The 20,561-nt window shown below is 61.4% G+C and carries 19 protein-coding genes; 13 read left to right on the plus strand and 6 right to left on the minus strand.

All coding sequences use genetic code 11. The features are described 5' to 3' along the window. Positions 1 to 106: 106 nt before the first annotated feature. The 4 genes from ACSQ4M_RS10060 to ACSQ4M_RS10075 form a co-directional block, all read right to left on the minus strand. Positions 107 to 1,906 (minus strand): UvrD-helicase domain-containing protein, encoded by a 1,800-nt coding sequence (locus ACSQ4M_RS10060; RefSeq protein ID WP_004883039.1) that lies wholly within the window; start codon positions 1,904 to 1,906, stop codon positions 107 to 109. Positions 1,907 to 1,908: 2 nt separating this feature from the next. Continuing rightward, positions 1,909 to 4,047 (minus strand): AAA family ATPase, encoded by a 2,139-nt coding sequence (locus tag ACSQ4M_RS10065; protein WP_004883041.1) that lies wholly within the window; start codon positions 4,045 to 4,047, stop codon positions 1,909 to 1,911. Between the two features lie 105 nt (positions 4,048 to 4,152). Next, the gene (locus tag ACSQ4M_RS10070; RefSeq protein WP_004883043.1) at positions 4,153 to 5,562 is read right to left on the minus strand and encodes a Shedu immune nuclease family protein; all 1,410 of its coding nucleotides are present in this window, start codon (positions 5,560 to 5,562) and stop codon (positions 4,153 to 4,155) included. Positions 5,563 to 5,623: 61 nt separating this feature from the next. Next, complete coding sequence (locus ACSQ4M_RS10075; protein WP_436189428.1) at positions 5,624 to 5,899, minus strand: type II toxin-antitoxin system RelB/DinJ family antitoxin; 276 nt, start codon at positions 5,897 to 5,899, stop codon at positions 5,624 to 5,626. Between the two features lie 595 nt (positions 5,900 to 6,494). Here ACSQ4M_RS10075 and ACSQ4M_RS10080 point away from each other — a divergent pair. The 4 genes from ACSQ4M_RS10080 to ACSQ4M_RS10095 all read left to right on the plus strand — a co-directional run bounded on the left by ACSQ4M_RS10080 (position 6,495) and on the right by ACSQ4M_RS10095 (position 10,903). Further along, positions 6,495 to 7,325 carry a DUF932 domain-containing protein gene (locus tag ACSQ4M_RS10080; protein ID WP_004883049.1) on the plus strand — a complete coding sequence of 277 codons (831 nt, stop codon included), beginning with the start codon at positions 6,495 to 6,497 and terminating at the stop codon, positions 7,323 to 7,325. An 80-nt stretch (positions 7,326 to 7,405) separates the two neighbouring features. Beyond that, positions 7,406 to 9,472 (plus strand): ParB/RepB/Spo0J family partition protein, encoded by a 2,067-nt coding sequence (locus tag ACSQ4M_RS10085; RefSeq protein ID WP_004883050.1) that lies wholly within the window; start codon positions 7,406 to 7,408, stop codon positions 9,470 to 9,472. Between the two features lie 810 nt (positions 9,473 to 10,282). Then, positions 10,283 to 10,597, plus strand: coding sequence for a DUF736 domain-containing protein (locus ACSQ4M_RS10090; RefSeq protein ID WP_004883051.1), 315 nt, complete (start codon positions 10,283 to 10,285; stop codon positions 10,595 to 10,597). A gap of 87 nt (positions 10,598 to 10,684) precedes the next feature. Continuing rightward, positions 10,685 to 10,903 (plus strand): hypothetical protein, encoded by a 219-nt coding sequence (locus tag ACSQ4M_RS10095; protein ID WP_103790875.1) that lies wholly within the window; start codon positions 10,685 to 10,687, stop codon positions 10,901 to 10,903. On the opposite strand, the gene ACSQ4M_RS10100 is transcribed toward ACSQ4M_RS10095, so the two are convergent. Further along, on the minus strand, positions 10,900 to 11,193 hold the full coding sequence (locus ACSQ4M_RS10100; protein WP_064717570.1) for a helix-turn-helix domain-containing protein: 294 nt from the start codon (positions 11,191 to 11,193) through the stop codon (positions 10,900 to 10,902). The two genes, ACSQ4M_RS10095 and ACSQ4M_RS10100, sit on opposite strands and share 4 nt — an antisense overlap. A gap of 319 nt (positions 11,194 to 11,512) precedes the next feature. Between ACSQ4M_RS10100 and ACSQ4M_RS10105 the strand changes: the two genes are divergently transcribed. The 9 genes from ACSQ4M_RS10105 (at position 11,513) to ACSQ4M_RS10145 (ending at position 18,973) form a co-directional block, all read left to right on the plus strand. Further along, positions 11,513 to 11,863 carry a DUF2958 domain-containing protein gene (locus tag ACSQ4M_RS10105; RefSeq protein ID WP_028699139.1) on the plus strand — a complete coding sequence of 117 codons (351 nt, stop codon included), beginning with the start codon at positions 11,513 to 11,515 and terminating at the stop codon, positions 11,861 to 11,863. A 343-nt stretch (positions 11,864 to 12,206) separates the two neighbouring features. After that, entirely contained in the window at positions 12,207 to 12,974 is a 768-nt protein-coding gene (locus ACSQ4M_RS10110) for a DUF2285 domain-containing protein (protein WP_004883055.1), read from the plus strand. Between the two features lie 112 nt (positions 12,975 to 13,086). Then, on the plus strand, positions 13,087 to 13,371 hold the full coding sequence (locus ACSQ4M_RS10115; RefSeq protein ID WP_004883058.1) for a helix-turn-helix transcriptional regulator: 285 nt from the start codon (positions 13,087 to 13,089) through the stop codon (positions 13,369 to 13,371). Between the two features lie 26 nt (positions 13,372 to 13,397). Beyond that, positions 13,398 to 14,240 carry a replication initiator protein A gene (locus ACSQ4M_RS10120; RefSeq protein ID WP_004883059.1) on the plus strand — a complete coding sequence of 281 codons (843 nt, stop codon included), beginning with the start codon at positions 13,398 to 13,400 and terminating at the stop codon, positions 14,238 to 14,240. A 265-nt stretch (positions 14,241 to 14,505) separates the two neighbouring features. Continuing rightward, the gene (gene parA / locus ACSQ4M_RS10125; RefSeq protein WP_004883061.1) at positions 14,506 to 15,144 is read left to right on the plus strand and encodes a ParA family partition ATPase; all 639 of its coding nucleotides are present in this window, start codon (positions 14,506 to 14,508) and stop codon (positions 15,142 to 15,144) included. Then, the gene (locus ACSQ4M_RS10130; RefSeq protein ID WP_004883063.1) at positions 15,141 to 15,416 is read left to right on the plus strand and encodes a hypothetical protein; all 276 of its coding nucleotides are present in this window, start codon (positions 15,141 to 15,143) and stop codon (positions 15,414 to 15,416) included. Before parA ends, ACSQ4M_RS10130 begins: the two co-directional genes overlap by 4 nt. Next, a complete protein-coding gene (locus ACSQ4M_RS10135) occupies positions 15,413 to 15,958 on the plus strand; it encodes a DUF2840 domain-containing protein (RefSeq protein WP_004883064.1) in 546 nt (181 codons plus the stop codon). The genes ACSQ4M_RS10130 and ACSQ4M_RS10135 overlap by 4 nt, the downstream gene beginning before the upstream one ends. After that, the gene (locus tag ACSQ4M_RS10140; RefSeq protein WP_004883067.1) at positions 15,955 to 16,554 is read left to right on the plus strand and encodes a S26 family signal peptidase; all 600 of its coding nucleotides are present in this window, start codon (positions 15,955 to 15,957) and stop codon (positions 16,552 to 16,554) included. Before ACSQ4M_RS10135 ends, ACSQ4M_RS10140 begins: the two co-directional genes overlap by 4 nt. A gap of 436 nt (positions 16,555 to 16,990) precedes the next feature. After that, positions 16,991 to 18,973: a relaxase/mobilization nuclease domain-containing protein gene (locus ACSQ4M_RS10145; protein ID WP_004883068.1), complete on the plus strand. Its 1,983-nt coding sequence runs from the start codon at positions 16,991 to 16,993 to the stop codon at positions 18,971 to 18,973. On the opposite strand, the gene ACSQ4M_RS10150 is transcribed toward ACSQ4M_RS10145, so the two are convergent. After that, complete coding sequence (locus tag ACSQ4M_RS10150) at positions 18,966 to 20,276, minus strand: patatin-like phospholipase family protein (protein WP_023123864.1); 1,311 nt, start codon at positions 20,274 to 20,276, stop codon at positions 18,966 to 18,968. The two genes, ACSQ4M_RS10145 and ACSQ4M_RS10150, sit on opposite strands and share 8 nt — an antisense overlap. Between the last annotated feature and the right edge of the window lie 285 nt (positions 20,277 to 20,561).

Raw genomic sequence — 20,561 nt, forward strand, 5'->3', positions numbered from 1 at the left:
GCGACAGCAGGGCATGCAGAGCGAGCCGCGCGCAGATGATTCAGCCAAACGCTAAACAAAGCTGTAGGGCATCCCATAGAGAGCGCGGTTGCGCTACTCGTGATTTCTATGGAATTTGATCGTATCCAAAACTGCATGAGGCAAGCTTGCGAGTTACTTGATACTCTTCGCCAGAATACTGGCGAACTCGACCTCGTTCCGAAACAAGGTGCAGGTTCTTCCTTGCCCGCGAACCAATGACATACAGCAATTTCATCGCGCTTTCTTGACCGTTCGGATCATTGAAATGCGGCACCATATCTTCTAATAATGCATAAGCGATCACTGCATCGAACTCGGCTCCCTTGACGCCGTGTATCGTCGAGATGGTGATTCCAGTCCTATGCTGAAATACCTTCCTGAATGTCTCAATATCGCCTATAAATTCGCTACCTTCACTCTTCAATCGATTTACCCGGGCTTGCGAACTATCGAAGAAGGCAACGTGATGCTCTTGAAGCAGCGTGAAAAGGCGAAAGTCGATTGCTAAGTTTGCAAACAGACGCTCGAAAAATGCGCTCAAGTAGGTAAGACCATCTGTTTCATCGATCTTAATTGCATTGCACTCCCTCAACAAGGACCTCCGCGTGAGCTTCGACACGCTAGCCCCGGCCGCCTCTAGGTCATTCAGAATCTCCCCGGCCCACCGCAGTCTGCGCACATACATTCCCGGCGATGCCTGAGTAAGTGCAATCTTAGAAAGCCTGTACCAGAAATTCTCTGTGTCCCGTGCAAAGGGAACCATACCGGGGCCATCGAATGAGTACTCCGGCATGCTGGCGACCAAACGACGTGTCATGCTTGCAAGATGCGTCCACTGTGGCGCGAGAATGCACACCTCGTGAGGTGAGATGCCCATAGTCTCAATGTTGAAACGGATGAGCCGGATGAGCTCAGCGTCCAGATCATTTTTGCTCACTGTGTCGTCGAATGAAATAAGGCTTGGGTACGCCTTGTCCTCGGATGCGGCTTCGATGCGTGTGTTGTGAACGTTGTAGTTTCCGAAGTACTCAATGATGCGCTCAGAAGAACGGTAGTTCCGCGACAGTTCGAGTTCGTCCAAATCGATATTGGCCATCGCCTTGAAATCCTCGAAGGCAATCGGATATCCGCCAAGCGATTGATAAATCGCCTGGTTAGGATCTCCGACAATAAAGGCCTTGGTCGCACCTTGACCAGCTTTCAGAATGGCGGTGATGATCGAATACTGAATTCGTTTGGTGTCCTGATACTCGTCGATCAGCACGAAAGAGAACAACTGTGCCAGAAGAGTGCTGATCGCAGGATGACGTGCGATCAGTTGGTACGCATAGTAAAGAATGAGCTCAAAGTCTAGCTGCCGACTTTCGTGCAGAATCTCAAAATACTTGCCCAATATGACGTGAAGACCCGAATGCTTCCAATCTTGTGGGCAGGAGAGCACATATCCAGTTTCGGTGTAATAAAACTCACAATCCCAGAATGTTATTTTTGGCTTCTGGTAAGGCTTGCACAATGCCTCCAGGATTTTCTCGCGCTCATGCTGATCGATCACACGGAAGCCTCGATCCAACGCTTCGTGATAGATGCCGTACGGTTTCAATATCCATTCAAGACAGAACGAATGTATCGTTCCTATCCATAATCGGGATGTATCCACCCCAAGGCTCTCAATGCGCTCGTGGATTTCGTCGGCGGCACGGTGCGTATAAGTGATGGCAACGACAAACTGCTTGTTCGATTTCAGCCTGGACAACTCATAGGCGATTTTGTAGGTGAGCGTGCGCGTTTTCCCGCTGCCCGGGCAAGCGATGAGAAAGACGCTCCCTGGCTTCAGAATGGCTGCTTCCTGCTCGGGATTCAGATCATCTTTGTTCCACATGAACATGATCAGAACACCGCGAGTACATCGTTGATGCGATCATCTGGGAACGTGGCAAGCATCTCGTTTCGGATGCCGACGAAGTCGATGTCTCCATTTCGGAAGGCCAGCAGCTTGGCCCTAAAGTCGTCGAATACGGCAGACGCAGTGAAGATATCTTCTGCATCGATGTAGTTCACGCGGTAGCTCAGCACGTTAAACCAGACTTCCTTAGTGACCACCGGATGCGCAAAAGCGATGGCGTCCAAGATGTACTTCGGAATGGCGGTCTGCGGATCGATCTTCTTTCCCAGCAAGATGGCAAACCATCCCTTGCCGTAGTTGTCCGCCATGGTCAATGCGCGCTGACCGAACAACGCGATGTCCGCTGATTCGAGCTCCGCCTTGGCCGTCGCGATGGTTGGTGCATCCTTGTAGACATCAGGAAGGATGCCGACCACCTTACGCGCATTGCCGGCGGCAATGAAGTCGACCTCGAAGGTATGGGGGGCAAAGAATGGAGAAACCCACCCGTTATCTTTGAAGGTGTCTTCCAATAACGCTTTCCTGGCGACCCCTTTTTCCTGGGATGCCTGATACTTGCCCTTGCGCCGGAGCAGCCCTTCGGAGTCTCCCGCCGCCGGCGTTGTGTCAATGATGGACTTGTCAAGGTCGGTGACGATGCTGCACCGCTTCCGGATTCGGGCATCATCGAAAAGAACCGCGACGTTCTGAAATCCAGTGCTGCGGATATTAATTAAACTGATGCCGAGTTCATCAAGGCTGACGCCTAGCACGTTCTTGATCAGGATCGGAACGAGAATTTCTTCTGCATCGCCCTCCACTAAGAGGACGCTCTTGGCAAACAACAAGTTGCTACGGACAGCATCCAGGTAGCGTTGAATGTTGCCGATCTCTTCTGGGTTTAGGCCAATTGCAGGCTGGTATGCCTCGCAACGATCACCTTCTCTGCCGAGGATGTTCACGTTCTGAACATTGCTGACCTCAGAGATGTGCGTCGAATGGGTCGAATAAATGATCTGTGTGTCGTCGTATTTGAGCTTGTCGAACAGTGTTTTCTGGATATGTGTGTGAATGTGAGCTTCCGGCTCTTCGATAAGCAGAAAGTTGGCGATCGACTGTTTAGCCTTTTGATACTTGAATTCAAGCAGTTTCAACGTGAGGAATATCAGGTTTGCTCCACCAAGGCTCAGCTCGTGGATCGGTCCTTCGTGGCTCTCCCCCGATTCGCCAACGAACAGCTTGAGCGACTGGAACAACTTGTCAGCTTCGTCTGGCAGATCCGACTTGATAGAAAGAGAAGACGGCGAATACGCCTCACCCGCCGCATCCTTGATGGTGTCTCTGATATCCGTCCGGACGACCTGCACGTCTGGCAACGCTTCGATGGAGTCATTCAATGCCTTTACCCCGTCGGTGATAGCCTGGAACGCCACGGGGTCGATATCGCCGCTCTTGCCCTTCAGAAGCGAAAAGAGCGGATTTGTCCGGTTGTTGTGAAATTCGGAGACGACGTCCCGTAGCGCCTGGACGAAAGTGAACGAAATTTCTTTGGAGACGGACAGCACGTTCGGAATCTTCGCGCCGATAACACGAAATTCAACCTCTTCATTGAATCGAACATTCGCGAAGTCGCCGACCACATCCTTATAGAAGGCCTCGTCGTTGAAGTCGGCTTCACTCCGACCTGTGAAAATCGTTTCATAGTCGTCGATGGTGACCGGGTTCAGGATAGCGTCGAGGCCTGCCTGATCACCATCGTTCAATTGAGAAAGTCGCAGCCTGATTTCCTTCTTCGGACGAAAGATCAGGTTGTAAGTGGCCTTGCCGTTCGCCTCTTCCTCAATTACGCCCGTCCCATGTCGGAAGAGCGCCTGCACTGATTCATCCGCAGAGATTTCCTCAAACTCAAGACTGATGATGATCCAATGTCCCTGCCAGCGCCCTAGGCCGCGATGAAAGTCGGTATGCTCCAGCCGGTAGGCAGAGCGAATCATGTTGTCATCAAGCAGCAATCTGATTGCGCGAAAGAGATTGGTTTTGCCAGATCCATTTTCGCCGATGACAGTGTTGATACCCTTCTGGAACAGCAGCTTCGTGTTGGGAAAGTTCCGGTAGTTGACCAGGCTGAGCTTGGATATATGCATTTGATTCAATCTTGTTGTTGAAATCCACATGCCGATCGGCCGATGGATTGGTTGAACACTGCAGCCATTGATCCCAACTACGGAATGGCCAACTGTCAGTTGGTTTTAGAACGGCACCGTGTCTAAGGTAGGAATCGGTTGGAGCGCATTTTTAATCTCGGTTAGCCTTGCAAGTAGTTCATCGAAAGTCACGATCACGATCTCTGCGAACGCATTTCGAACGAGCTCGAATGACTTTCTTTGCTGATGCTCTTGTGGCGTCATGCCAGCGACAACTATGCAGCGAACCGCATAGCTGTGGAGGTCGTATCGGTTCATGTTATTTTTTATGACGGGTAGTTCACTCTGCAATTTGAAACGCTGATCTAGAATTTGAGCAATCGCTCCACCCAATTCTGTCGATGGGCCAAAAACATCATCTCCACGATAGGGAGATTTTCCTAGCAGTTCGGTTTGCGGCTTTTTTATCTCAATGAGGCCAAGATTGCCCGTGGAAGCGGATGCGTATAGAAAATCTGAAAATTTTCCGCCGGACCCGTTAAGTCGCTTGCCACCTGCATAAGCTTGCCCCTGAACCAGCATGGCTGGAACGGCAAATGCAAGACTAAGTATGAAAGGATTTTCCAGAAAGAAGCTTTGCCACTTGCTTTCCGTCAGTCCTTTTCCAAGCATTTCCTGGTATCGCTCAATCAGTTGATTCAGTGTGATGAGCTCAATATCATTCTTTAATGCCAGCAGCGAGCGCGGCTCAGATTCCGCCAGTGCTTCTATATTGTCTTGAACCATGCGAACAGCGGCGCGCCGATCACGCTTGGAAAGCGTCACATGCTGCCGCCCACCATCGGTCATTTCCGTTAGTGCATCAGGTCTTACGCTCTTCTTTAGAGCGGGAAATTGTGCTGAATCGGCAGCATGTAATAAGGTCTGGTAGACATGAAATTGCTTGTCCTTGCGCGCGTCTCTCTGGTGGCGAGAGGCTATGCGATTTAATTCTTTTCTTAATTCATGAAATCTTCTTATTCCGAGAATAAAGAATGGCGAATCAATTTTCGCGTCATTTCCTTTGTGGACAATGAGTATGCTTACGTTTTCTAAGCTGGCGGCTGTTTCGCAAATTTGCCGATATTCCCACAGAAGCCCCAAACCGAATCGAAAATCTTTGGCAAACCCATCCGGCAACTGCTCAAGAAGCCCAACGACATCGTCAGTAGTCTCTGGCAGTATGTAGGGCTCGATAACAGGCCGAGCGACGACGATGCGTTCAAGGGTGCCGTATTTAGGTTGCAGGTAATCGTCGCGATCTTCTCGAATATTAAGAGGCCAAATGGTCAATCTGTCTGGACACACATTGAGCAGTCTCGCTATTGGCGAATCCGGCTTGCGCTCCGCTGCGGGAATATCAGTGAAGAAAACGTTAATGCCTTCCTCTTCCGGTTCGGCTGCTTCAATGACAAGGAAGGGGCCGCCGTCCAAACGCTCACGTTGATTGAATGCTGAAGGTCTGATAGATGCCATGAACTATTCTTGATCCCTACTGTTCAGAGAAACGATTTGCGGGCCTTGCCTCAGCGCAACCTTATGGTGCCTTCCGATCAGAATCGGACGACACACGATTGATGTCAAAGGGGAGTGCCTTATCTGCCGCGATTCGGGTCAGCAGCATCCGAATCGCATCCGAAATTGATAACCCCATTTCAGCCAGAACAACAGTTGCGGCTTCTTTAATCTGCCCGTCAATCCGGGCACGAACGACGTCGTTACTTGCCATTGTTGCGCTCACAATAGATGTAGCTACATTGTGGCTCATAAGTACTATTGCGTCACTTACATTTTGTTGTGAACAGTAGAGCATCCCGGCGTGCCGCCGTCGGGCTCGCGGGCGTTGCCCCGCGCCTCGTGCCGAGTCGCGGCCATGCGGCTTTGATCCCTGATGCCTCCGGCCGTCTCTTCGCTCCTGGCCTGCGCGCGGCGCTTGCCCTCCAGGGGATCGGCTGGACAGCCCATCCCCGCCGCGCCTTGCTTGGCGCCCCTCGCATGCACCGAACAGGTTGCACCTGATCGACCAACAGCCATCCAGCTAGGCGTGCCGCTGGCACGCAGGGGCGCTCGCCGCGCGGCGTTGGTTTCAGCGCACCCCCTGGCCCATTGGCCGCTGTTCGTCTTTCCCCAAGTTCATCGCTTTTTCCCGCGACCGTAGCCCGCGGTGCCTGGCCGTCAAGGCGCGCAGGGCCGAGTCCTCGCTGCGCTGCGGGCCGCACCAACCCTGCGCTTCTCCCTTGACGGCCAGTCCCTCGCTGGCCCGGTTTTTCGCGGGCGATGAACTCAGGAAAGACGGCGGCAAACAGGACCGGCCCAGGTCTCTGCGCCGAACCAACCGAAGCCACAACGGGCTCCGAATCTTGGAATCCGGTCAGCTTTGAAACCACAGCAACTCATTGGAGAAAACCATGCAACTCGCATCTCGATTCGCTTCCCATTCCCCGACGCTGCGCAGTGACTACCCGCTGTCCGACGACCAAATCCGCCGCGTAGCCCCGTCCATCTTCGCGGAGGCCCCGCACGATAGCCGCTCCGAACGGTACGCCTACATTCCCACCGCCGCCGTGCTGGCGGAACTGCGCAAGGAAGGGTTTGAACCCTTCATGGCAGCGCAAACCCGCGTGCGGCACGACGACCGCCGCGACTACACCAAACACATGATTCGCCTGCGCCATGCCAGTCAGATCAACGGCGCGGAAGCCAATGAAATCGTGCTGCTGAACTCGCACGACGGCACCAGCAGCTATCAGATGCTGGCCGGAATGTTCCGGTTCGTTTGCAGCAATGGCCTTGTGTGCGGCGATACCGTGGCCGATGTGCGCGTGCCGCACAAGGGCGACGTGGCCGGTTCTGTCATCGAAGGCGCTTTCGAGGTGTTGAGCGGCTTCGAACGCGTGAAGGAATCCCGCGACCTGATGCGCGCTATCACGCTGGACGAAGGCGAAGCCGAAGTGTTCGCCCGTTCCGCGCTGGCCCTCAAGTACGACCCCACCGATAACAAGCCCGCGCCCATCACGGAAAGCCAAATCCTGATGCCGCGCCGGTTCGACGACCGCCGCCCGGACTTGTGGAGCGTGTTCAACCGCACCCAAGAAAACCTGACCAAAGGCGGATTGCATGGCCGCAGCGCCAACGGACGCCGCCAGCAGACCCGCCCCGTGCAGGGCATTGATTCCGATGTGCGCCTCAATCGCGCCCTCTGGATGTTGGCCGATGGCCTGCGCCAGTTGAAGGCCTGATTCCCCACGCGGCAGGGGCAGGCAGCAGCCCTTGCCGCTTTCTTCGCTGCTGCATCCCTGAACCGATAGGAGTTATCACCATGAACGCCATTACCCAAACCGAAGCCCGCGCCCTCAACACCGCCGCCGCTATCCCGCTGGAAGCCGCCGACCCGACCAAGAACCTGATTTTGGTTCCGCTGTCGCGGCTGGTGTCGCGTCCTGCTGGCCGCAACGTGCGCAAGACCCCGCGCATGTCCATTCCCGAACTCGCCGCGAGCATTCAGCGTGTCGGCCTGCTGCAAAACCTCATCGTCATTGCCGCCGCCGATGGCGAGCATTACGAAGTCGTGGCCGGTGGCCGCAGGCTGGCCGCGTTGAAGCTGCTGGCGAAGAAGCGCCGCATCAGCAAGGAATGGGAAGTGCCTTGCCTGTTGGTGGCCGATGGCACCGCCCGCACGGCCAGCCTCACCGAGAACGTGCAGCGCGAAGCCATGCACCCCGCCGACCAGTTCGAGGCATTCGCCGCGCTGGTGGCCGAAGGCCGACCCATCGAGGACATAGCCGCCGATTTCAGCGTCACGCCGCTGGTGGTGCAGCGCCGCTTGAAGCTGGCGAACGTCTCGCCCCGGCTGCTGGCCGACTACCGCGCCGAAGCCGTGACGCTCGATCAGTTGATGGCCCTTGCCATCACCGACGACCACGCCGCGCAGGAAACCGCGTTCTACGACGCGCCGACGTGGCAGCGCAACCCTTCCCAATTGCGCGACCGCCTCACCGAGCGCGAGATTGACGCATACCGGCATCCGCTGGTGCGTTTCGTGGGGCTGGATACCTACGGAGCCGCAGGCGGTGGTGTGCGCCGTGACCTGTTCGCGGAAGGTGACGCGGGCGTGTATCTGACCGATGCCGCGCTGCTGGAACGGCTGGCGCAAGACAAGCTGGCAGGTATCGCCGCCGAGGTGAAGGACGAAGGCTGGGCGTGGGTGGATGCCACCCCCGCCGTGACCCATGCCGACCTGCACGCCTTCCAGCGTGCGCCGAGGGAGCGCCGCGAACCGAACAAGCGCGAAGCGCAGCGCATCGAGAAGCTGCAAACCAAGATGCACGAACTGGCCGCCGCCGTGGATGACGCGCTTGATACCGAGGACGAGGAAAAGGCCGATGCCTTGCAGGAAGAAGGCGAAGCCGTGGGCGAGCAGTTGCAGGCGCTGGAAGATGGCTTGCAGGACTACGGCACGACCGTGAAGGCCGCAGCCGGTGCCATCGTCACCATCGACCGCAACGGGCAGGCAGTGATTCATCGCGGGTTGATGCGCGAGGCCGAGGCCAAGGCGCTGCGCACACTGGAACGCCTGCGCCAAGGTTTCGGCAGCGAAAGCGAAGCCGGGAACGACGACGAAGGCGAGGACGACGAGCAGCCCAAGACCGCCGCCATGTCCGACAAGCTGGCGCAGCGGTTGAGCGCCCACCGCACCGCCGCGCTGCAAATCGAAGTCGCCCGGCATCCGCAAGTGGCGCTGGCCGCGCTGGTGCATGGCATGGTGCAGACCGTCTTGCAGGGCAGCCACTACGGCCACGACTTGCCGCTGGGCGTGAGCCTGAAAGCGCAAGACCGGCTGGAAGGCATCGCCCCGGATATACCGGATTCGCCCGCCGCCGTGGCGCTGCGCGAGTTGCAGCAGGTAGCAGGCGAAGGCTTGCCGGAGGACAGCGCCGAACTGTTCGCCGTGCTGCTAGCGAAGTCGCAAGATGAACTGGTGCGGCTGCTGGCGATATCCGTGGCCGTCACGGTGGACGTGGTGACACCCCGCGCCACGCCGCAGCAACCGGGCGCGGAACTGGCGCAGGCTGTCGGCTTGGACATGGCCGCATGGTGGAAGCCCACCAATGAGGGTTATTTCCGGCATGTGCCGAAGGCCGCGATTCTGGAAGCCGTGGAGCAGTACGCCCCGGCGCACGTCACCCGGCTGGCGAAGTTGAAGAAGGCCGACATTGCCAGCGAAGCCGAGCGGCTGGCCGATGGCACCGGCTGGATGCCTGCCATCTTCAAGGCCGAAGGCACCGACGACACCACGGCGCAGGATGCGCCGCAGGCGGTGACGAACGACGAGCCGGAAGCCATCGACAACGACGACGAGCAGCAGGCCCACGCACTCGCCGCCTGACCTTCACCACCACCGAGCGCCCCGGTTTCGGCCGGGGCGCTTCGCTGTTCCATCAGCATCGGCCCCAGGCCGTTCCGCCCTGGTGCCGATGGTCAAAAATCCGGGCGCGGCGGTGGCCGCGCCCGGTTTCCAAGCCCAAAGCCAGAACGCCCCTTCGCCGCCTTCGGGCGGACGGCGAAGGGGCGGCGCACAAGTGACCTTGTGCGCGGGAAACCCTCGAAGCCCATAAGTGCGTCGGCGCACAGCGCCGACGACATTCCGAACGCGCCCCACCGCAATGGACGGGCGTGTGGGGCTACGCCCCGGCTTGCTGCCGCAGGTTGCACGAAAGCGTGCCGTCCTCGACGCTGGCGGTTCGTCGCCTGTACGTCACGAAGGACGGTTCACCGACACGCCGCCCGGCCTTGCAATGGAGCTTCCACGCCACGCCTCACGCAAAGGGCCGCAAGCAGCGGTAGGAACGCTTTCACCTTGTCGCTGGGCATTGTCCTTGCCCGTGTCAGGGCGCAGGCCGGTGAAGCCGTCGCGCGGGGATGCCGAGTCGGCCATGCCTCCATTCGGGAGCGGGCGGCCAGTACGTCCTTGTGTTGTTGTGAATCCTGGCGGTGGCTGGGCTTCATGGCCGCAACCTTCCAGCGAAAACAATTCCCCCTGCGCTGCGCGCATTCCTCGCGGGACAAATTCTTTTCGCTTCCAGGTTCTCCACGGTGTTGCGACCGCTGCGCGGTGCGGCCAGCCCATCCCCCGCCGGACGGATCACAACAAGGACGCACTGGCGCGACCTTGTTCAACCCGAAAGGAGAAATCATCATGGCTAACATCGGCACCTTCACCGCAGAGAAAGACGGCTTCACCGGCCAGCTCCGCACCCTGACCCTCAACTTCAAGGTCAAGCTGGTTCCCAACGACAAGGGCGAGAACGAAAGCGCCCCGGACTTCCGCCTGCAAGCGGCCGGCCACGACTTCGGCGCGGCGTGGAAGAAAACCAGCGAGGCCGGGCGGGATTACCTGTCGGTGGCCATCGACGATCCTTCATTCCCGGCGACGGTCTATGCCCGCCTGATCGAAGGCGAGAATGACACGCACGACCTCATCTGGTCGCGCAGCAAGCCCAAGGCGGCCTGACGGCCGCCCACCGCGCCCCGCCCATTGCGGCGGGGCGCGGTGCTGCTGATCGCAGCATCGCACGCACAGGGTTTCGGCAGTTGCCCCATGTCCCGCATGTCCAAGGCCAGCATTGCATTGGTGATGGTCGAATGGCTCGAAGCCCGTGGCAGTAGGAACAGCATGGCGTGTCGGCGCATTGCGCCGCCGGGCTTTCGGGCTGCGCCCCATGCCGCCAATGGCGTCATGTCCATTCGGCTTCAATCCCTCACGCCTTCGCGCCTGGCGGCGCTGCGCGCTCCGCTTGCGGGCATTCAGACGCGCTAGGGCGCGTCGCGCTCTTTCAGCACGGCCTCGAACTCCTGGCGCACCCGCGCCAGCAGTTCGTCGGCCTTGTGCGTGTCGTCGCCGGCGTAGGCCAGCGTCAACAGCGTCAGCGGATGCACTTCCATGACCTCGCACAGCTCGGTCAGCTTGTGCAGGGTCGGACTTTTCAAGTCGCGCTCCAGCGTACTCATATAGGTGCGGCTGGACACGTCGGAGAACGCTTCCTGGCTCAAGCCTCGCGCCTTCCTGACTGTCCGTATTGCCGTTGCCAATGAGTGTTTCGCTGTCACTAACTTGGTTTCCCCATAAAAACCAAGATGACAGCCCATTGCGCCCTATAGGGCTACAATCTATAGTGTTCATTCATGGCTGAAAGGCCCGCTTTCGTGCTTTTACGGAAATCCGCAGATGCGGATTCCGACAGAACCGGGGAATCGCATCCGTGTCTTTCCGGCTTCCGACAATTCCGCTTCGGCGCTTCTGTTCTTCTACGGATGCGATGGCTTGCACATCGGTGCTTCCACACGAATGCACGGATGCGTTTCGGCAGTTCTGCGCTTCGGCACCAAAGCGCATTCGCGCATCGTCGGTTTCGTGGAGAAGCTGCCCATGACCCTGCCGCTTGTCACCGCTGATGAACGCGCCCGGCTGCTGGCCCACGGCGCGGCGCTCGCCGCTGGTCAGCGGCTCGACCCGCTGCCCGTGGTGCGCTTGTTCACCCCGGACGCGCATGTGACCTGGCTGCTGGTGTCGCTCGACCCGGCGGATGGCGACACGGCCTACGGCCTGATCGACCTCGGTATCGGTATGCCTGAGCTCGGGATGGTCAAGCTGTCCGACCTGGCGGGCATCGTCGGGCCGCGCAAGCTGCCGGTGCGGCGGGATCGGTATTTCCAGGCGGTGCGCCCGTTATCGGAGTACGTCCGGCTGGCGCAGGAGAACGGCGCGATCACGGACTGATGAAAACCAGCGCGGCCTAGCCAGCCGGGGCGCATCGTGACTATTTCAATCTTGATCAAGACCGTGCAGGTCTGAATCCGCATTCTTGCACCGAAGTGGTGCGATCCTGTTGAAAACAGTCCTGATCTTGGGCGCGGGCTGCGGCACGGTGTTCGGTGCTGCGCGTCATTTTCCTGAAGGCGTAGCCGTCGCATTCAGACGATTTCCGCAACACGCAGAGCCAAATGGTCTTGACACCGACAGTTACAGCCTAACCAATTTTGATGACGACCTGATGGCATTTCGATAGTTCCCGCATCGCGGAAATCGTGGCGACGCATCCCAAACAGAGGGAGGTTTCGCCATGACTGATCGCAGCGCCGAACACTGGTATCCGACAGCGGCCTATCTCTACGTTCTGCACCTTGACGGCCCTGCGCTGGCGTGGGAATACCTGCGCCGAAATCCCGACTACCGCCGCGACTGGCTGCGCCGCCGCCGCCGGCCGGACACGGCGCAGGCGTGGGGCCTGCGCCTGCTGGAAGACCCAGCCCTGGATGCGCGCGACGCGCATCCGGCCTGGTTTCCCGATCACGATGCCGTCGTGCAGGTTTACCCGGACGATGACCCGCCACCCGAAGCCCATGCCTTCGAGTTCTGGCGCGTCCCTGGCCGCAAGCAACTGATCCACGACGGCAAGCGCCTGGTGCTGGTGTCGCATTGGCCCGGCTGCTGCCTGCGGCTCGCGCTCGCGCCGGGCCTGGAAGACGGCATGGCCTACCTCTACGCCACCCGCGCCTGCGCCACGCCCTGCGCGCGCTATCGCACGCTCGCGTCCGAGCTGGACGCATTGGCCGTGGCCACGGTTGCCACGCCTGCGGCGGCGGCCCGTTCCAGGCCCACGACGGCCGCGGTGCTGGAACTGCACACCTTGCAGACGCTCGACGCGACCCTGGCGGGCGCGTCATTGCGCGAAGTGGCCGAAGGGCTGTTCGGCGCCGATGCCGTCGCCGCCGACTGGCACAAGGACAGCGCCTTACGTGCCCGCGTGCGGCGGCTGGTACGTCGTGGCGATGCGCTGATGCGTGGCGGCTATCGCCGCCTGGCACAGCTTCCGCCGCCGTTGCAGTAGGGGGGGACGTTTCGCGTCCCCCGTAGATCGTCCCTTAGCAAGCAGCCTCGCTTTCTTGAAAGTGCCTCTAACCGGCCGCGTGGTGTGGCCGGGCTTGATGGAGGTACATCCCATGCGACCCGCTCCCTTGCGGCCTGCCGCCGCTGCTGTCGCTGCGCCTGCGCAGCCCCAACGCTACCTGACCAACGACGAAGCCGCCGAGTACCTGCGCCTGTCGCCACGCACGCTGGAGAAACAGCGCGTGATCGGCGGCGGCCCGAAGTTCCGCAAGTTCGGCCGCCGCGTCATGTACGCGGTGTCCGACCTCGATGCCTGGGCCGACCAGCGCAGCTACGAGGCGACTTCCGACCCGGAATATGCCGAACGCCACGCGGGCGATTACCGTGATGGCCGCTGATCGCTGGCGCGTGGGTGGCCGTCGCCATGTCCAGCCCGCCAGGGCAAGCCTTGCAGCGCGAACAGCTCGACCTGTTCCGCGCGCTGCCGGGCGACATGGCACCCCGCGACAGCCAGGACTTGATGGCCTTTCCGTTCTTCTCGCTGGCGAAGTCGCGGCGTACCGCGCCGATCGACTTCCGCGCCGGCGGCATCACCATCCGCGTGGAGGGTACGCAGGAGCACGGCATCGCAACGATATGGGATGCCGACCTGCTGATTTGGGCCGCCTCGCAGATCGTGGAGGCGCGCGACGCGGGCTTGCGCCCGTCGCGCTGGATACGCGCCACTCCCTACGAGATCCTGCGCTTCATCGGGCGCGGCACGTCTCTCAACGACTACCTGCGCCTGAAAGCCGCGCTCGACCGGCTGCAATCGACCACGGTGGCCACGTCCATCCGCGAAACCACGGGAAGGCGATTGCATCGCTTCTCGTGGATCAACGAGTGGAAGGAACTGGCCGATGCCAGCGGCGTGCCGCTGGGCATCGAACTGATCCTGCCGGACTGGTTCTATGCGGGCGTGCTCGATGCCGCCTTGGTGCTGACCATCGACCCAGCCTATTTCCGCTTGAAGGGCGGGATCGAGCGCTGGCTGTACCGCCTGGTGCGCAAGCACGGCGGCAAGCAGCCGGGCGGCTGGCAATTCGACTTCCGGCACCTGCACCGCAAGTCGGGCAGCGCTGCGCGCTTCTCCGACTTCGCTTACGACCTGCGCGTCCTGGTGGCGCGGCAGTCGCTGCCCGGCTACGTCCTGGGCATCGAGCGAATGCCGGACGACGGACAAGAACTGCTGACCTTCCGGCCCGTGCTGCACACGGCACGGGGATAACTCGTGGAAAAGGTGTGGACGGCCTCGTGCTATCAGGAGTACCGGGTATCGTGCTATCGGGAGTACGCCTATCGTGCTATCAGGAGTACGAAAACGCCGGAAAGCCAATAACGGCGCGGGTTTGCGGCCCCTCTAACTTCCCTAACAAGAAATACATAACTTTTAGTAGAAGCGCGCCGTTTCGGTGGACAACCGAGAAACGGCACGGCGAACAGCGTTTTGCACGGCAGGTAAAGCCCGGCTTTCCAGCAGGGAGGGCCGCGCCATGATCCTCGCTCTGCTCAACCAGAAAGGCGGTGTCGGCAAGACCACGCTCGCCACGCACATCGCGGGCGAACTGGCGATGCGCGGCCAGCATGTCGTCCTGCTCGATGCCGACCCGCAGGGTTCATCCCTGGACTGGACGCAGCGCAGAAGCCAGCAAGGCTTGCCACGGCTGTTCAGCGCCGTGGGCCTCGCACGCGAAACGCTGCATCAGGAAGCGCCAGAACTCGCCAGGCGGGCCGATCACGTCATCATCGACGGGCCGCCGCGCATCGCCGCCTTGGCGCGCTCCGCGCTGCTGGCGGCCGAGCGCGTGCTGATCCCGGTGCAGCCCAGCCCCTACGACCTCTGGGCCAGCTCGGAAATGGTTTCGCTGATCCGCGAGGCGCAGGTGTTCCGGCCGCTGCTCCGCGCGGCCTTCGTCATCAACCGGCGCGTCAGCACCACCATCATCGGGCGCGAGGCGCGGCAATCGCTCGCCGAACAGCCGCTGCCCGCGCTGCGCTCGGAGGTGCATCAGCGCATCGTCTTCGCCGACAGCGTGGCCGCTGGCCGGCTCGCACGCGAGACAGCGCCCGACAGTGCCGCCGCCCGCGAAATCACCGCCCTGGTGGACGAACTGCTGCGGTGGCCGACATGACAGCGCAGCAGCCACCCAACAGCAAACGCACGGGCAAGCGCGTCGGCATCGGCGCACGTCCGCCCGCGAATCCGCACGCCGAGGCGTGGATTCGTCAGGGCGATGCCGACGCGCTGGGCAAAGGCGACCTCTACACGGCCCGCCTCACGCTCGACATCACGCCCGCCATGCGGGCGCGCATCAAGGTGTCGGCCTTCACGCAAGGCGTGACCGTGGCCGACCTGCTGCGCGGCCTGCTGGAGCGGGAGTTTCCGCCGGAGAACACACCATGAACGCATTCGCTTGGCCTGCCGCGAACGCGGCACCGGCTGCGCCGCTGCCTGCGCTTTCGGCACTCGCCGGACAGGCCGGCAATGTGCCGCTGACGCGCGTTTCGCTGGCCTACCTCGAACATCGCTTCAAGCTCTACCTGCGCTTCGGCGAACCGGCGCGCACGCTTCAGCTCGACCGCTGGCGGCGCTGCGCGGTGTTCCTGCCGGGCGCGATGCTCTGCCGCATCCGCTGGCAGGCCAACGACTACGGCACGATCCGCTGGCAACTCATGGTGATGCAGGCTTGCACACCGCTGGACGCGGCGCAGCGCATCCCCGGTGTTCAGCCGGGCGCGCGCTTGCTCCTACACACCGAAGGCGATGCCAACGTGCGCGCCGTGCTGGAGCGCATCGACGGCATCGAGGCGCTGGGCATCGCTGCCATCGACGTGTCGCCGGCGTACTGGCGCACGCTGGGCAACCGTCTTGCGGCTCGCCTTGCGCTGCCCGAATACACCACCGAGCGGCATACCGCCTGGCTGGCCGGGAAGGTGCTGCCATGACCGCCCCGACCACCACACCCAACGCGCCCGACGTGGCGCCGCGTCCTCGCTCACGCCTGCGCGCTCGCATCGTGCTGGCGACACTGGCCGCCATCGGCTTCGCTGCGCTGGCCTGGGCGGCTTTCGTGTCGCCGCTGCCGCGTCTGACCTACAACCCGTCCGACAGCGTGGCGGTCGGCTGGTATCGCATTGACCCGTTCGACCCGCGCACCGCCTCGCTGCCACGTCCGTTGTCCGTGGACAGCATCGTGCTGGTGCCGCTTCCGGCCACGGCTGCCGCGCTCGCTGCGCAGCGCGGCTACCTGCCGACGCGCGTTCCGCTGCTCAAACGTGTGGGCGCGGTCGCGCCGCAACACGTCTGCATCGTCGCCGGTCAGGTACGCATCGACGGCGTGCCTTCGGCCGCCGTACTGCCCGCCGACCGGCTGGGCCGGGCGCTGCCGTCCTTGCAGCTTTGCCGCCGCCTTGAACCGGGCGAACTGCTCCTGTTGAGCGTGACGAATCCAGCATCGTTCGACAGCCGCTATTTCGGCCCGGTCAGCGCATCCGCCGTGATCGGCGTTGCGCATCCGGTGTGGCCGGAGATACGCCCATGATGGCCGCCGATTCGCTGCGCTCTGACGTGCCATCGGGCATGTCGTTCTGCTGGCTGCTTCAGTGTCGCTGCGCCTGTCGTGCCGGTGCATTCGCACCGCACGTCGCGCAGCATCCGGCGCAGCCGTCCAACGTTCAGGCGTCTTGCCTCGAACGCGCCCGGCCTGCGGCCATTGGCGCTTTCGCCGGCGCGCTGTCTGTTCACGCAGCAGCGCCGCCGGGCCGCCGTTGCCTGGAGCGACAGCGAAGGGCAAAGGCGGAAGGCAAGACAAAAGGACGCGGCACCTGGCCGCGTCGAAAGCCAGTCAGCACATGGGGGGAACGCGGCACGGAGCGGCTTCGCCACCGTGCCGCGTTTGGCGCGAGGGTCGCGCCAATGCTGGCATGTCCGCGTGCTTCGCACGACAGGACACGCCCAAGCTTGCGGGGAGCGCAGCCATGACCGACAGCCGCGACGACGACTTTCGCGTGCGCCCCAGCGCCCCGAAGAACCGGGGCAAGGGCCAGGGGCAGAGCTTCGTTTCCAAGGTGCTCAAGCAGGCCGGCAAAGCCAGCAGCGGCAAGTCGGCAGTACGCCGTCCTGGCGCGGCTGGCACCGGCCAGCGGCCCGGCTCTCGGCTCGGACGTGGCCACACGGCGGCGCGCTTCGCCGGGGCGAAGCTAATGCCCATGTCGCGGCGCGTGACCATCAAGACCTTGCTGGTCAATCACCAGCGGGCCAGCCCGCAATCGCTCGCCAAGCACCTGCGCTACATCGAGCGCGACGGCGCGGGTCGCGATGGCGAACCGGGCCGGGGCTACGGGCCACAGGCCGACGAAGCCGATCTGGACGCCTTCAAGGAACGCTGCGCCGACGACCGGCACCATTTCCGCTTCATCGTCTCGCCCGAGGACGGGGCCGAGCTGGACGACCTGCGCACCTACACCCGGCATCTGGTGAGCCGCATGGAAGCCGACCTGGGCACGCGGCTGGATTGGGTGGCGGTGGATCACTGGAACACCGACAACCCGCACACCCACCTGATCGTGCGCGGGCGCGACGACACCGGCAAAGACCTCATCATCGCGGGTGACTACATCGCCCACGGCTTCCGCCATCGCGCCGCCGAGCTGGCGACCGAGTGGCTGGGGCCGCGCACCGAACTGGAGATTCAGCAGACCTTGAGGCGCGAGGTGGAACAGGAGCGGTGGACGAGCCTGGATCGCACCTTGCAGCGCGAGACCGGCGAGGATGGCCGGGTGCATGTCGAACGGCTCAACGAGCCGAGGTTGCAACGCCAGCGCCTGCTGCTGATCGGCCGCCTGCAACGCTTGCAGCGCCTGGGCCTAGCCGACGAGGTGCAGCCCGGCACCTGGGCCATTCATGCCGATGCCGAGAAGACCTTGCGTGCCCTGGGTGAGCGTGGCGACATCATCCGAACGATGCAGCGGGCCATGAGCGGCCAGCCGCGTGAGCTGGCGGTGTTCGAGCCGGGCGACGATGGTCGCAGCCTCATCGGCCGCGTGGCCGCGAAGGGGCTTGCCGATGAGTTGCACGACCGAGGCTATCTGATCATCGACGGCACGGACGGTAAGGCCCACTACGTTGCACTGAACGCCCGCGACGAACTGGCGAACTATCCCACGGGCGCTGTGGTAGAGGTGAAGGGTTCGACTGAGGTGCGCACGGCCGACAAGAACATCGCCTCGCTGGCGAGCGATGGCCTGTACCGCACCGATCATCACCTGGTAATCGAGCAGGGCCGGGCTACGCCCGGACGCGACCCGCAGGAAGTCGTCGCCGCTCATGTCCGGCGGCTGGAAGCCCTGCGCCGGGCTTGCATCGTGGAGCGCGTGGCCGAAGGGCTATGGAAGGTACCGGACGACCTGGCCGAGCGTGGCCGCCAATACGACGCGCAACGGCTGGGCGATGTAGCCGTAGAGCTGAAATCACACCTTCCTATTGAACGGCAGGCCCGCGTCATCGGCGCGACTTGGCTTGACCAGCAACTGATCGGCGGTGGCCGTGGGCTGGGCAACTTGGGCTTTGGCGGTGATACCAAGCAGGCCATACAGCAGCGAGCCGATTTCCTCGAAGAACAGGGGCTGGCACAGCGCCGCGGGCAGCGCGTCATCCTCGCGCGCAACCTGCTGGGCACGCTACGCAATCGGGAACTAGTGCAGGCCGCGAAAGACATTGCGGCGGAAACCGGCCTAGAGCATCGCCCGGTGGCCGACGGGCAGCGCGTAGCCGGTATCTACCGGCGTTCCATTATGCTCGCCAGCGGGCGCTACGCGATGCTCGATGACGGCATGGGGTTCAGCCTTGTGCCGTGGCGGCCGGTAATTGAGCCGCGACTGGGACAACAGCTTGCCGCAAAGGTTATCGGCGGAAGTGCCTCTTGGGAACTTGGACGAAAGCCCAGTATCGGTATCAGTTAGATATCAAGGGAAGCTGAGTACCAGGCGCAGTCTGCTTGGCTGCTGTGATTCTTCTTAGAGATTCAATCAATGCCATAAACTCCTTGGATTGCCTCAGTGCTTCGCCTCCCGCAGTTTGCAGGTCCAAGACATCCGTAGCCTCGATCGTGAAGGCTGTGGGCACGCGCAGCAGCGAATGCCGGATCTTGTCGTCCGGCACGTCGTTCAGACTTACGCTTACTACGTAGATTTCTGCGTCGGCCGCAAAGGGGCTGTCCGCTTGGCCACGGGTGCGGACAATCTCGGAACGCCAGTGTTGCAGGTCGTCGTTAAGCATGGCCAGCGTCACCTGGGTCTCGCGAGCGCCGGCACCGAAGATCAGCGACTCAAGTACTTGCGTCGTGCTGGGAACTCGGTCGCTACTGTCCACTCTCTCGCTCAGTCCTCGTTCGGAGTTCACCGTCACCAACACGAGTCGGCGCAAGCTTCCGGGCTTGACCTCCGAGAAATTGGCGCTCATTGAGCCCGAAGCTACTAGCCGGTCTAGCATCAGACGTACGCCGAGGTTGTCGGAGACACCACCGTCCACGAGGTGGATATAGGGCCGATCGTGCGCATTGAGGTAGCTGTCTATGCCGCTTTGCAGGATGCGTGATCTGTAATTTTGCCCTCTGACAGGCAAAGATCGGAGAGGCGGCGGACAGGTATTGGCGTTGTTTCGCACCGTTACGGGCGACAGCACCAGCGGTACTGCCGACGAGGCCGCCACCGCGAAAGACAGCGGCGTTGCATCGAGGTCGGAACAGATTAGCCGGAATTGCTCGGTGGTGAAATCGAAAGGGGCACCGGTCGTGAGGTCGGTTGCCGTGATCATCAGTTCGGGCGCGCCCGGTCGTCGGCGCACGTCACCAAAGGTGCGGCCTTCAAAAAGTTCGTCCAAGCGTTGAGCCAGGATCTGGCTGCGCCCAAACCAAGGTGAAGTTAGTCTATAAAGACGCTCAGGCCACAGAGCTTCACGTATGAGTCGCCCCTCAAAAGGCACAAGCAGAAAATCCGGCTCGAAACGAGTCAGCGTGGCATCGCCGAAGGCCGCGAAGTGCGCGGCAAGGATGCTGCCCCCCGACACTCCGCTGACCAGGAACACCTGATCCAACAGAGTGGTCTCCTGGCCCTCTAGCGCGAAGCGTGTGGCCTTGAGTTCGCGCAGCACGCCCAGGCCGAAGGCCGCCGCCCGAGCGCCCCCGCCTGACAGTGTCACCGCTACAACCACCGGTTGGTTGACCTCCGACGGCCTGATGCGTTGGTCGTTCTCGGCGAGAGACATTAAGGCGGCGTCGGAAAGTGTCGGGTTGATCCAAGGACGGTAAGTGGAACACCCTGTCAGAACTACCGTTGCCAGCACACCGGCCAAACTCCATCGTGTGAATTTACACACCTCCAGGCGCTTTACCTCTGCAAGCAGCACCACGCAGCGTTTCGAATAGACAAGAACGAGAAACGCCGGCAATTTTGCGACGAAGCAGAGCCACTCCAGAATGCTGCAGACGTTACAAGAACGGCACCCTACGAATCCCCTTGATGAGGCTCCTCGCGATCCGCGCGAAGTTAT

It is taken from the genome of Pseudorhodoferax sp. LjRoot39 (assembly GCF_964253035.1).
Lineage (GTDB): Bacteria > Pseudomonadota > Gammaproteobacteria > Burkholderiales > Burkholderiaceae_C > Pseudorhodoferax.